We start from the raw sequence: 13,574 nt of genomic DNA, 5'->3' as shown, positions 1-13,574 counted from the left end.
AGCTGGATTCGAACCAGCGAAGGCTGAGCCGTCAGATTTACAGTCTGATCCCTTTGGCCGCTCGGGAACCCCTCCACGATAATTCTCTACTAATTCACTTTCGGTAAAAGGAAAGTGGTGCCGACTAACCGAGTCGAACGGTTGACCTACTGATTACAAGTCAGTTGCTCTACCAGCTGAGCTAAGTCGGCACTGCTTTAGTACGGGGCGAGATATTAGAGTAAGGCTTATTGGGATGCAACAATAAAATTAAAAAAAGTGTAAATTTTTAGTTTAAATGCTCAATATTCACTCGAATTTATGTTTTTTACACTTTTTTATACTGTTTCGGTTAATTCGTACCAATAATTTAAGCCCTTCATTACTAACAATGAATCAAAAATACTTCCTTCAAATTGCTGTTGTAATAATGAGCCATAGCCACCAGCAAAAATTATTTGCACCTGTTGAGTGTTTTTTTGCACGCCTAAGTGTTTTTTTGCTTGTTCAACGGCTCCAACAGTTGCAACCAAGGCACCATTTTTTAAACCATTAGGTGTGTTTTTACCCAATTCATTAGCAAACGGTGTTTTATCATCGTCAAAAACACGCTGAGTATTTTGTGTGAGTGATGAGGTCATTAAATCAAGCCCAGGTAAAATCCAACCACCTAAATGCTGCCCTTGGCTATTAAGAACATCAATTGTGGTCGCTGTTCCGGCATCAACAACAATACATGCCTTTTTAGGGCAAAGTGTAAAGCCAGCAATAAGCGCAAGCCATCTATCGATTCCTAGATTATTAACGTGCTCGTAAGCGCAGGTCAATTCTCCAAGCTTTTTTGTTACTTTTGCTTCAAAGCAATTAATATTATTAATAGCAGCTTGCGTTCGAATATCGTTTAGTAATTCACTACGACCTACGCAGGCAAATACAACTTCTTTTATTTGCGACCAAGGTAAATTATTTATATCAGCGGCTTTACTTTGTTTATTTTGCCAAAGCACCGCTTTTAACGATGTATTTCCTACATCAATCAGCAATCTCATATTTGTGCCTTTCTAAGAGAAACTTCGCCGCCATAATAACTTTTCACTTCGCCATCTTGTCGAATGCGAATGCCACCTTGTGAGTCAATACCTTCACATATTCCACGCCAGCTGCGGTGTCCTGTATTTAACTCAACACATTCACCTGCAAATGCATTTAATGAATTCCATTGTTCATACATAGTTTGCAAACCCGTTTGGCGATACTCTACTAAACGTTGCTCTAGACAGTCAGTAAGTGAAGCCACCAGCTGATTTTTATCGAGTTGTTGAGTATGTTGGCTTAAGTCGGTCCATGCTTGATCTATATGCTGGCTAAAACTGTCTGGCATTTGTAAGTTTATACCTATCCCAATCACCAACTGACATGGTCCTTGCGGCTGCCCATCAAGCTCAACTAATACTCCAGCTAGCTTTTGTTTATTTAAGTAAATATCGTTTGGCCACTTTAGTTCTATATCAATGTTATAAAGCACTTTTATGGCGTCATACACAGCTAAGCCAACAGCAATAGATACACCCATTGCTGCTTGCAAACCATCGTCTAAACGCCAAAAGTAACTGTAATAAAGGTTTGCACCAAATGGAGATTGCCAAACACGCCCGCGACGTCCACGCCCTGCTTGCTGCATTTCGGCAACTATAACCGTGCCCGACTCAAGCGTCTCTTTTGCTTGTATGCGGCGCATTAGCTCACTATTGGTCGAATCAATAATAGGATGAACTTCTACATTGGCAGTGCTTGCACCCAGCGCTTTATAGTTTTTTTGTATTTGCACTTGGTTTAAAAGACCAACATGATTATTTAAGCTGTAACCTTTACCAGTTACTTTAAAAATATCTAAACCCATCTCTTGCAAGGTTTTAATATGTTTACTAACTGCTGCACGGCTAATCCCTAGCTCATCACCTAGCGCTTGACCAGATACAAAGCCACCTTCATTTAAGGCATTTAAAATGGCGAGCTTATTTCCATTAGGTGCTTTCACTGTACCGACTCCGTATTAATATGATATTCGCTGGTTTGATCAAATAAACGTACTTCATGCTCAAGCATAATGCTGTAACGTGAAAATACAGTTTGCTGAATATGCTTGATCATAGCGATTAAATCATCACCTTCACTTTCACCATGGTTTACGAGCACTAAAGCTTGTTCTTGATGTACTTCAATACCAGCAACTCTATAACCCTTTAAACCTGCCTTATCTATTAACCAGCCCGCCGCTACTTTGTGATGATTTTTTCCGTATTCGTAATGCGGTAGCTCCGGAAAAAATTTTAATAGTTTACTCAGGCGTTCATTAGTAATAATAGGGTTTTTAAAAAAACTGCCTGCATTGGGTAATGTATAAGGATTGGGTAATTTACTATTGCGCGTATGTATTACTTGCTCAAATACAGCCTGCGGTGTAATTGCTGTAATTTGTTGTAGGGGTCCATAACTAAGAACTGGCTGCCACTTTTTAGGTAACGCTAAATGCACCTGAGTAATAACGGCTTTGTTTTTAAGAGCATGCTTAAAAATAGAGTCGCGATAAGCAAATTCACACTGTGTATTATTAAGGCTCACAATGGCTTTACTTGCTATATCAAAATACTCAATTGACTCTACAAATTTGGCAAGCTCTACACCATATGCACCAATGTTCTGTACTGGTGCTGCGCCCACTGTACCTGGGATAAGTGCCAAGTTTTCAAGCCCTGAAATATTTTCATCAAGTAAATAACTGACTAGTTGATGCCAGTTTTCGCCTGCAGCAATGCCAATTAAGTAATCGCTTTCGCGTTCATTGACTTTAATGCCTTTGGTCGCCATTTTAATAACAGTGCCAGCATAGTTATTCAAAAAAATAGTATTACTTCCCTCTCCTAACAAACAAAAAGGAGACTCAAAACTTTGCGTTTTAAGTTGCTCTAAATGAGTGATTTCAACAAAATTTTGGCATTGGTTATTCAATGCAAATGTATGTAAGGGTTGTAATGCGTGCGCCACAAAGCTCTCTAAATATACCGGTAACTAATCGCAATAGTTTACCTCATCGTCGCAAATTGCGCATCAGATTGTAAAAATCACTCAACCCACTCAACCAATCGTGATATAAAACGTGTTCTTTTTATTTGTGTTCAGGGTAATTATGAAAATCAAACCTCTTTTTTTAAGCCTCGCTATGGCAGGTATGTACTCGCAAGCAATGGCAAATGCTATTGACCAAAACTCGTATGCTAACCTTGATGATGTTATTACTACTCACTTAAACCTTGATTTAGATGTCGATTTTGCCGACAAGCAGTTAGAAGGTTTTGTTGAGCACACTCTTCAGTGGAACAACAGCAAAAGCAGAACTCTCGTACTTGATACCCGCGATTTAGACATTGATAAAGTAATGTATGAAGATCAAAGTGGCGATTGGCACAAAGCAAAATTTAGCTTAGCTGACCGCGACGATGTTAAAGGTTCTAAACTAACGATTACTTTTAAAAGCCAAGCTAAAATAGTCCGAATTTACTATAACAGCCGCCCAGAAGCATCTGGTTTGCAGTGGTTAACACCTGAGCAAACAGCAAGCAAAACGCACCCATTTATGTACAGCCAATCGCAAGCAATTCATGCTCGTAGTTGGATACCAGTGCAAGATACACCAGCAATGCGTGTAACTTACTCTGCACGTATACATACACCAAAAGACGTGCGTGCTGTAATGAGCGCCGACAATAAAGATGCACTTTACAAAGATGGCGACTACCTCTTTGATATGCCACAAGCTATTTCACCTTACCTAATTGCAATTGGCGCTGGTAACTTAGAATTTAAAGCGATGTCTCATCAAACAGGTATTTTTGCTGAGCCTACAATTTTAGAAGCCTCAGTTGCTGAATTTGACGACACACAAGCCATGATCGACAAAACAAATGCTATGTACGGCGAATATGCTTGGGGGCGTTATGATTTACTTATGTTGCCACCTAGTTTTCCGTTTGGCGGAATGGAAAATCCACGCTTATCATTTATTACCCCAACCGTTGTTGCAGGCGATAAAAGCTTAGTTAACCTTATTGCCCATGAACTTGCACATTCTTGGTCTGGTAACTTAGTAACTAACGCAACGTGGGAAGATTTATGGTTAAACGAAGGTTTTACCTCGTACGTTGAAAACCGCATTATGGAAGAAGTATTTGGTCGAGATCGTGCTGTTATGGAACAAGCACTTGATTCAGCGTCTTTACGTGCACAAATTAAAACAATCGATGCACCAGATACCCGCCTTAACTTAAAACTTAATGGTCGCGACCCAGACGATGCTTTCAGTTCAGTGCCTTACACTAAAGGTCAGTTATTTTTAATTTACCTAGAAAACAAATACGGTCGCGATAAATTTGACCCATTTGTAAAAGCGTACTTTAAAGAGTTTTCGTTTAAATCGCTTACTACAGCAGAGTTTGTTGTTTACCTAAAAGCTAACTTAATTGAAAAGTATCCTGGCGTTGTAAGCATGGATAAAGTAAATGAGTGGATTTTTGAGCCAGGCTTACCGAGTGATGCACCAAATCCAACGTCTGATGCATTTGATAAAGTAGATACTGAAACTGCAGCATGGTTAAAAGGCGACACAACAGCGGCACAACTTCCTACTACCGATTGGTCTGTGCATGAGTGGTTACACTTTTTAAATAATTTACCACGCGATTTAAGCCAAGAGCACATGGTAGAACTCGACTCAGAGTTTAACTTAACGCAGTCAACCAATGCAGAGCGTGCATTTGCTTGGTTTATGCTGGCAGTAGGCAATGGTTATCAACCAATTTACCCTGCGCTTGATAAACATTTATCAGGTATTGGTCGTCGTAAATTGATTGTTCCGTTATATAAATCACTTATCACTAACGGTAAAAAAGAGTGGGCACAAAGTGTGTACTTAAAAGCGCGTCCTGGGTATCACCCACTAGCGCAAGGCACTATAGATGCATTGTTTGATAAATAACTTAATATTTTAAATGCAAAAAGGGTCGATAATTCGACCCTTTTTTAATGCAAATAAACTATTTTTTTACTTTATTCAAAAATGCTTTTTGTTGTTCTGGTGTTGCTTGTTGCCACCAAAAATCAAGCATGTCGGCAGCGCTTGGTATGCCTTTGTCGTTGTTTAGCGCAGTAGAAACTGATTGCTCCACTCTTTGTGATACTACTGGTTTATTTACCATTTGCTTAACCGGCATTTCTCTTGCCAGCTCTTTATTAGAAATAATATCTAATGGCACAGCTAATGAGCTATTTTTTGCCTTTAAGCCTACTTCAGGTGCTTCTGCAAAGACCTTAGCAGAAATTGCGTTATTGGCACGATTAAACACTAACGCATAATCTTTTCCTGCTTCAACTGTTACCTCTACCCAAAAAGGTTCAGACTCAACAACTTCATGCGTATCGTAATCGTCTTCATATAAATCGGTATATTTTAATCTTAACTGATAAGTACCTGGTGCGAGTTCTACATCATCAACACGGCTAAATAATGAGCTTTCAATAATACGCTCACCCACTTGTAATGGCACAAACTCTTCAGGAAAGTGAATATTCTCTGCCATACTCGATACACTAAACAACAGTGCAACTGCACTGCCTAAAAACATTGATTTACGCATATTGACTCCTTTATTTGATTTCAGTTTGACACCGCTTTGAAAGTTTGTCATTAGTGAGCTTAAAATTCATAACACTTAATTAGGAACACACTATGAGCCAAGAAACTATTTTCACAAAAATAATTAATCGTGAAATTCCAGCAAGTATTGTTTACGAAGACGATGACACACTTGCGTTTAGAGATATAAACCCTCAGGCTCCATTTCACGTGTTAATTATCCCAAAAAAAGCAATTGCCACTATAAATGATATAAATGAAGGTAACGCTCATTTAGTTGGTAATTTATACGTTGCTGCTGCAAAAATAGCCAAACAAAATAACTTCGCTGATGATGGTTATCGTGTTGTGATGAACTGTAATGAGCACGGTGGGCAAACTGTATATCACATACATTTACACATGCTTGCTGGTAAAGAGATGGGCTGGCCTCCATACCAAGACACTAAAAAAGAAACTATTTAAAATTATTTGATGAAGCACTTTTTACCTCACATTAGATTACAAATGTTAATAAAATTCATCACCATAAAGTAAAAAACAATTACTTATTTGCAACATTTTGTGTTTAAATAATCGTAAAATCGTACTTGTTTTTAGGTATATCCATGACTTTCTAATACAAAAGGTCTGGAAGTCGTGATAAACTTAATCAGTCAGCTTTATAAAAGAGTATAAAAAACATGAGCAGTTCTGCCTTTTTGCTATTAGATCAGGAGCCAATTAACACAATTGGCATTAACGTTTTAGAACCTTTGTTAAAAACACAAGGTCTTAACGTAACCACAGGTACTAATATTTTAGATATACCTGAAGGGACTAGACTTTTGTTTATCGAAACATCAAGCAAGGATGCATGGGGAAAACTAAAAGAACAATTAGTAAACCTACGTATAAAATGCGATATCATATTATTTAATTTAGACGAAAACCCAGAACTAGCTAATCGCGCACTATTAAGCGGTATTCGTGGCGTATTTTATACAACCGACAATGCGGATGTATTAATGAAAGGTATTCGCTTGTTAATGGAAGATCAGCTTTGGTATCGCCGCGACATTATGTGTAACGCATTAAACCGCATGTTGCAGTTTAATAAAGACGCGCTACATAAGCTTACCGAAGGTGATATAGAACCTGTTAAATTAACTAAACGAGAAAAAGCAATTATCTCGTTAATGAGTAATGGTTCTAAAAATAAAGAAATCGCTGAAGAGCTAAGCATTAGCCCGCACACTGTAAAAACACACTTATACAGCGCATTTAGAAAAACTAAATGCCGTAACCGTATTGAGTTACTGTCTTGGGCACAGCAAAATATACCAGACGAAATTCGCTAAATATAAATTTCGGCTAAGCATTAAAACAGACACTCAGGTGTCTGTTTTTGTATGTGTTATGTGCTTATTTAATACCAATTCACTTAATTAAATGATCTATTTTAGAACAAGAGTATTTGTCGATAACAAAGCAAAAATTTCGTTATTTAGTTGATCTCAGTCAGACATTTTTAACGCAATTAGCGTCTGGTTTAATCCCTTAAATTGATTAGTATTATTGCGGATTGGTATCAGTGTATACTTTTGATAACCTTAGTTTAAACGCTACTTTGCTGGAATTCCCATGCTAGACTCTTTCACTCTTTATTTTGCCAGCATAGCCATCATGGTTGTAATGACCTTACTTAACTTTTTAACATGGCGCACAAACAAACAGATTCCAGGTACCTTACTTTATATTTTCTATCCTGTTTTACTGCTGGGTTCTGTTATTGGCTTTACCCTCGTTGGTGATACTCACAATTTAGTTATTATTAATATTGCCAGCTGCATGATGTTTGCCGCATCAATTGTGCATTGCCTTTCGCTGAGCCAGTTTTTGAACTACCACGGGATTGGTTTTAAATTACTTTGCTCAATTACTGCATTTACTGCTGTAATGCTTGGTTATTATACGTTTTTCGACCCTTCTTTGCGTGAAAGAGTCATTGCCTCTGATATACAACACATTGCAGAAGCTAGCTTTTTACTGTTTATATTCATTAAGTATGCCCGAAAACCCTACCCTAACGGCAGTATTGTATACATAACAATTTTAACGCTTGTTACTTTTAGCTTTATTGGTCGCTCGTTATTTATGAATAATATTGAACAAAAAAACCTTTTAGTAAACGGCTGGTTTAGCTCATTATTATTTTTAAATGGTGTAATTGCCCCTATGTTTTATGCTGCGGGCATGGCGCTGTTATGTAATGAGCGAAGAGAGCAGCACCTTAATAAATTAGCCGACAAAGCACAAAAAGATTTAGAAATACGCGGGTTATTTTTATCAACTATAAGCCACGAAATTCGCACTCCACTTAACGGTATTTTAGGCAGTGCCCAACTTGTTATGAATCAAACTAGTGATACGCGTAATAAAGCTTATTGCGAAGCAATTATAAACTCCGCCGAATCGCTCAATTTACTAGTAGATAAAGTACTTGATTACGCAAGCCTAGATCAAAGTGATGAAGCGCTCTACGAAGAGGATATAGAGTTTAAAACATGGCTTAACAATTTATGCCTGTTACTCAGCCCGCTAGCGGAGCAAAAACAACTCAAGTTTGAACTTGTATGTAATATTCCCGACCAAGCCTGTTATTACTGTGACCAACAAAAGCTTAGGCAAATTATTATTAACTTAGTCGGTAATGCAATTAAGTTTACTGATCACGGAAGTGTAAAAATTCAAGTTGATTTAATGGCTGAAGAACAACTTGAGCATACCATAAAAATTAGTGTAAAAGACTCAGGTCCAGGTATAGAAAACGACGAGATAGCCTACTTAACAGAACCTTATGTACAAAGCAGTGCAGGTAAAGAAAAAGGCGGAACAGGTCTTGGTTTAGCTATTACCAGTCGTTTACTCGAAAAACTAAGTAGCCGGCTCGAAATAGCAAGCCAGCTAAGTATTGGCAGTGTATTTAGCTTTACCATTACTTTTACTTTAGGTGAATTGAGCCTTGTAGAGCAGCGTCATCAAACTAAAGATTATTTAACGGGTCTTGATGTATTGTTGGTTGAAGATTTAGATTTAAATCAAAAAATTGCTATTGAATTTATGGCAGACGATGAACACAAAATTAAGCTCGCAAAAGATGGCAAAAGCGCCATAGAACTCATGCAAGCCCACCACTTTGATGTTGTTTTGCTTGATATGAATCTACCTGATTTAACAGGGCAAGAAGTACTTAAGCGCTTAAAACGCATTGATCATAAAAACCAACGCACCCCTGTACTCGCTTTTACTGCAAGCCTTAGCCCTGACGAGGTGAAAGAATATTTAGAATTAGGAATAAAAGATATTGTAGGCAAGCCTATTAAGCATGAAAAGCTTCGCCAAGCACTTAGCGACTCTCAATCAAATCAAACCGCTAGCATTGCTGTTGAGCTAATAGATACGTTATACGATAAAACCGCAGCCGAAACACTCACCAGCTCGTTTAGTGAAGACGAAGTGTCGTCAATTTATAATGAGTTTGTGCTTTCGGCGCGCAATAAACTTATTCGCTGTCAAAAATTAATAGATCAACATCCAGAGCAATGCATTAAACTTTTACATCGCCAAGCAAGTACGGCTCTGCAACTGGGTTTTAACCGCTATGGTATTGAGCTTAAAAAAATAGAGCGCCGTTTACTTGATAAAAAGCCACATAACGATATGCTTGATGAAGCCTTAGATCTGTGGCAACGCAGCTTAGAGAAGTATTTAAAGTATGTGCGCGGACAGTTAGGGTAGCATTAAAAAATCACATATTTTCAATGCTTTGCTTTTAACTATTCAAACCTCGCAACTTCTTCGAAGCTAAGCCCAGTAAAGTCATGTGCTTGCAAGGCACAAAATAGGTTTAAAGAAACGTCTCTATCATTTACACGAGAGTCAAAAACGTAAGTGCCTTCAAATCGGTCTTCTGGCATTTTAAATATGCAGCTATGCTTTGGTAGTTTTTCTTTTTTGAACACCGCTTTTTGTAATCCGATATTTAAACTTGGCAGCATAAAAGTACTCATCTCAACATTTAATATACCCTCTATTTTTCGAGTGACATTATAAAAGTACCAATTATCATCACCTACATAGAAAGGAAGTAACTCTCCCGAATCTTCGAAAAGTTCAGCCAATTCATTTGCTACATGGCCCCTTATAGCAAGACCTTGTAAATTAATTGCAGTGAAATCACCTAGGGGTGTCTCTTTTTCATTATTATAATGGGCACTAAAATTTATCAGTGTAGACTCTTTTGTAGAAGTATCAGGTTTCCATAGGTCAGGTTCACATAAAGCTTCGCTATCAGGAAATATGACTCTGTAATGATTAACATCCGGCGTTATTTTATAAATTACTTTACTCATTGATGTTGAAACGTCCTTTTTGGCATGGCTTTGATTTTTTAACCCCTTCCATATTTATCATCAAATCGCTCTATATCGCTTTCATTAAGTACAGTGCCGGTTTGCACTTCAATGACAATTAACGGCTCTTTTTGATTATTAGCCAAACTATGAATTTGCTTAGCCGCGATATAACACGATTGGTCATGCGTTAGCGTATACGCTTGCTCATTAATACACACATCTGCAATACCCGAAACCACAACCCAATGTTCAGCGCGATACTGATGGCGCTGCGTCGAAAGCTTAGCACCGCTGTTAACAGTAATTTTTTTAACTTTAAAGCCAGTGCCTTCAACCAAAGTACGGTAATTTCCCCATGGGCGAAAAACCACTTGATGATGGTTAAGCTTATCGGCTTGTGTTGTAGCAATTTGCTTAAGCAACAAAGGCAAAGAATCTAGCTCATTTTGGTTTGCAATTAACGTGGCATCATGAGTATGAATAATTGCTAAATTGCTTACTCCAAGCGTGGCAATAGTATGTTCAGCTTCGTTAATAACTAAGTTATTAGTGCTTTTTTGAGCCATATAATTAGCATTTAAACTATTACCGTTTTCATCTTTTTTTGTAAGCGCATCAAGGGATGAAAAACTACCTACATCACTCCATTTTAAATCAACAGGTATAACAACTACGTTATTACTGCGCTCTAAAATGGCGTGATCAATTGAATCGCTTGGGCAGTGATCAAGCGCACTATTGCTTGGGCGGGTAAACCCTAAATCTTTGGTAAATTGTGCCGCTGCAGCGACACTCGTTGCTATTTTTGGCGCAAACCGTTCGAGCTCTTTTAAATAGGCCGCAGGGGTAAATAAAAACATGCCGCTATTCCAGCTATAACCTCCTTGGGTTAAATAACGGTTTGCTGTATCTAAGTCAGGCTTTTCTTTAAATTGAGCAACATCGTAACAACCCGTTCCAGCAATAGCTGCGCCTTGTTTTATATAACCATAGCCAGTATGCGGCTCTGTAGGCGTAATCGAAAACGTAATAAGCTTACCTTGCTCAGCAAGTTTTAAAGCTTCTGGGAGCTTAGCTGTTAATACTCCAAAGTTTTCAATATGGTGATCGGCAGGCATCACTAATAGCGGTCCGGTAATCCCATTTTGCAGTGCATAGTGGGCGGCTAATGCGATAGCAGGCGCGGTATTTTTACCTTTAGGTTCGAGTAATAATGCAGTAGGAGTTGAGCTTGCTGCTTGCTCTGCAGCAATAAATCGGTGCTGCTCATTACACACTAAAATAGCGTTATCGAACAAGTCATTAGAAACTCGCGCTAATGTACTTTGCAGCAATGACGTATTTTCATTTAGTAGTGGTAAAAATTGTTTAGGCATTGCTTGGCGAGAAAGTGGCCACAAGCGAGAGCCTATGCCACCGGCTAAAACTACAGGAGTGATTAAAGTGTTCATAACGTAAATTAGCCGCCAACAAAAAATATCAGCGACTATTTTAACATCTTATTGGCTCTTAGCTAAATTAACATGCTCTATATTAATGAAAAAGAGTCAGCGTCTAAATAGGCAGGAAACGCTGCTTTAAACTCATCAAGTGGCGCTTTTTCAAGTGTTATAGTCACTAGCTGCTCGGTGTTATCCTGCGCTTTAGTCAAAGCATCGCCTTTGAAGTCGTATACTGCGGTACCGCCATTGTGCGCCACACCATTACCGTCGTCACCCACACGATTAACGCCTACTACGTAACATAGGTTTTCCATTGCACGCGCCATAAGTAATGTATCCCAAATATGGCGGCGCACAGCAGGCCAATTAGCTACGTTTATCATTACATCGTAGTCGTTATTATTGCGCTGAAATACCGGAAAGCGCAGGTCATAACACACTTGTGCTAATAATTTGAAACCGTTGATTTCAAAAACTTTACGCGCTTGCCCTGCTACAACGTAATCGCCTTCACTGCCTAAGCGAAATAAATGGCGCTTATCGTAATAACTCACCTCACCATCTGGTTTTATCCAATAAAACCGATTGGCTTTTTTATCACCTTGTGCAACAAGTACCGAACCGGCAATAACCGCATTATGTTTATGAGCCTGCGCCTTTAACCAAGTCAGTACTTTACCGTTTTCGGGCTCTGCACAATCTAAATTAATAGCAAAGCCAGTCGAGAATGTTTCGGGCAATAAAATAAGATCGGGCTGATGCGTAATTGCCTCAAGCTGCTTATTAAACATGGCTAAATTAGCGTCTTTATCAAGCCAATGAAGCGAGCTTTGCAATGCTGTAATGGTTAAAGTTGACATAATATTTGCGCAGCCTCTATGAGAGTGTTGTCGTTTTTAGCAAAGCATAAACGAATGACTTTATCGGTTGGGGGCTTTTGATAAAACACACTTAACGGAATAGCCGCCACACCCGCTTGCTCAACTAACCAATGGCAAAATTCAACATCGTTTAAATCCGATACATCGCTGTAATCTAATAATAAAAAGTAAGTGCCTTGGCTAGGTAAAATTTTAAAACGGCTGTTACTTAAATGGCTCGCTAATAAGTCGCGTTTTTGCTGATAAAACCCACTTAGCTCATCTATATGCTCGCCTTGCTGCTCGAGCATATCGGCAAGCGCATGCTGTGCAGGGGTAAAACTTGAAAACGTAACGTACTGATGAATTTTTCTAAATTCGACAGCTAAATCGGCAGGTGCAATACAGTAACCCATTTTCCAGCCCGTGCTGTGAAACGTTTTACCAAAACTCGATACAACAAAGCTTTTGTCAAATAATTCATCATCGCGTAATACGCTTAAATGCGGTTGCTGATCAAACGTAATGTGCTCATATACCTCGTCGCTTATTACATACAAATTGTGAGTACCAACTAACTTTTTAAGCTCTTTTATATCTTGTGTCTGCAATATTTTACCGCTCGGGTTATGCGGTGTATTAATAATAATTGCACGGGTATTTTTAGTAATTGCTTGGCTTACTACTTGCCAATCAATGGTGTAGTTAGGCGCACTTAAAGCAATGTGTACCGACTTTCCACCAGCGAGTTCAATTGCCGGTTGGTAAGAGTCATATGCAGGGTCAAATACAATCACTTCATCATTAGGGCGCACAATTGTTTGAATAGCCACAAACAATGCCTCTGTTGCACCCGAGGTAACAGTAACTTGATCAGCCGCGTTTATATCAGCTGCATATTTGCGCTTTGCTAAATCAGCAATTTGTTGCTGTAATCGTGGTACACCACTTGAAGGTGAATATTGATTAACGCCCTGCTGCACATAATAATTTAACTGCGTTTTTAAAAGATCAGGAGCATCAAACTCAGGAAAGCCTTGAGAGAGATTAATTGCCGAAAACTCACTAGCCAACCCGCTCATTTGGCTAAATATACTAACGCCTAAATTTGGTAATTTACTTTCAAACACGTGATGCCCTTAATGATGGTTTTGCGCTTAAAGCGATGCTATCATTGCTTAAAACAGAAGTATAGCCGTCTAAAAAC

At 38.6% G+C, this 13,574-nt stretch carries 12 protein-coding genes and 1 tRNA gene; 4 read left to right on the top strand and 9 right to left on the bottom strand.

The window, feature by feature from the left end; all coding sequences use genetic code 11:
* Positions 1-115 precede the first annotated feature (115 nt).
* From I6F65_RS17520 to murB, 4 genes are all read right to left on the bottom strand, one after another.
* Positions 116-191, bottom strand: a tRNA-Thr gene (locus tag I6F65_RS17520).
* Between the two features lie 126 nt (positions 192-317).
* Positions 318-1,028 (bottom strand): pantothenate kinase, encoded by a 711-nt coding sequence (locus I6F65_RS17515; protein WP_197114159.1) that lies wholly within the window; start codon positions 1,026-1,028, stop codon positions 318-320.
* Positions 1,025-2,017: a bifunctional biotin--[acetyl-CoA-carboxylase] ligase/biotin operon repressor BirA gene (gene birA / locus I6F65_RS17510; protein WP_197114157.1), complete on the bottom strand. Its 993-nt coding sequence runs from the start codon at positions 2,015-2,017 to the stop codon at positions 1,025-1,027. Before birA ends, I6F65_RS17515 begins: the two co-directional genes overlap by 4 nt.
* A complete protein-coding gene (murB, locus tag I6F65_RS17505) occupies positions 2,014-3,024 on the bottom strand; it encodes a UDP-N-acetylmuramate dehydrogenase (protein ID WP_197114155.1) in 1,011 nt (336 codons plus the stop codon). Before murB ends, birA begins: the two co-directional genes overlap by 4 nt.
* Positions 3,025-3,166: 142 nt before the next feature.
* Here murB and I6F65_RS17500 point away from each other — a divergent pair, with 142 nt between their 5' ends.
* Complete coding sequence (locus I6F65_RS17500) at positions 3,167-5,011, top strand: M1 family metallopeptidase (protein WP_197114154.1); 1,845 nt, start codon at positions 3,167-3,169, stop codon at positions 5,009-5,011.
* Positions 5,012-5,069: 58 nt separating this feature from the next.
* Here the strand turns inward: I6F65_RS17500 and I6F65_RS17495 are convergent, their stop codons facing one another.
* Positions 5,070-5,669, bottom strand: a complete 600-nt coding sequence (locus I6F65_RS17495; RefSeq protein ID WP_166109980.1) for a DUF2057 domain-containing protein — start codon at positions 5,667-5,669, stop codon at positions 5,070-5,072.
* A gap of 92 nt (positions 5,670-5,761) precedes the next feature.
* On the opposite strand from I6F65_RS17495, the gene I6F65_RS17490 reads away from it, so the two are divergent.
* The 3 genes from I6F65_RS17490 (at position 5,762) to I6F65_RS17480 (ending at position 9,448) form a co-directional block, all read left to right on the top strand.
* On the top strand, positions 5,762-6,133 hold the full coding sequence (locus I6F65_RS17490; RefSeq protein ID WP_166109983.1) for a histidine triad nucleotide-binding protein: 372 nt from the start codon (positions 5,762-5,764) through the stop codon (positions 6,131-6,133).
* Positions 6,134-6,351: 218 nt separating this feature from the next.
* Complete coding sequence (locus I6F65_RS17485) at positions 6,352-7,008, top strand: response regulator transcription factor (RefSeq protein ID WP_024610782.1); 657 nt, start codon at positions 6,352-6,354, stop codon at positions 7,006-7,008.
* 283 nt (positions 7,009-7,291) lie between these two features.
* On the top strand, positions 7,292-9,448 hold the full coding sequence (locus tag I6F65_RS17480) for a response regulator (RefSeq protein WP_166109986.1): 2,157 nt from the start codon (positions 7,292-7,294) through the stop codon (positions 9,446-9,448).
* A 38-nt stretch (positions 9,449-9,486) separates the two neighbouring features.
* Here the strand turns inward: I6F65_RS17480 and I6F65_RS17475 are convergent, their stop codons facing one another.
* The 4 genes from I6F65_RS17475 to I6F65_RS17460 form a co-directional block, all read right to left on the bottom strand.
* Positions 9,487-10,062: a hypothetical protein gene (locus I6F65_RS17475; RefSeq protein WP_024610784.1), complete on the bottom strand. Its 576-nt coding sequence runs from the start codon at positions 10,060-10,062 to the stop codon at positions 9,487-9,489.
* Between the two features lie 38 nt (positions 10,063-10,100).
* Entirely contained in the window at positions 10,101-11,516 is a 1,416-nt protein-coding gene (locus tag I6F65_RS17470; protein ID WP_197114153.1) for a mannose-1-phosphate guanylyltransferase/mannose-6-phosphate isomerase, read from the bottom strand.
* A 77-nt stretch (positions 11,517-11,593) separates the two neighbouring features.
* The gene (locus I6F65_RS17465; protein ID WP_197114152.1) at positions 11,594-12,367 is read right to left on the bottom strand and encodes an amidohydrolase; all 774 of its coding nucleotides are present in this window, start codon (positions 12,365-12,367) and stop codon (positions 11,594-11,596) included.
* Entirely contained in the window at positions 12,355-13,497 is a 1,143-nt protein-coding gene (locus I6F65_RS17460; RefSeq protein WP_197114151.1) for a methionine aminotransferase, read from the bottom strand. The genes I6F65_RS17465 and I6F65_RS17460 overlap by 13 nt, the downstream gene beginning before the upstream one ends.
* Positions 13,498-13,574: the final 77 nt, after the last annotated feature.

The organism is Pseudoalteromonas sp. SWXJZ94C (assembly GCF_015864385.1).
GTDB lineage: Bacteria > Pseudomonadota > Gammaproteobacteria > Enterobacterales > Alteromonadaceae > Pseudoalteromonas.
This window is presented reverse-complemented; position numbering and strand designations above follow the sequence as displayed.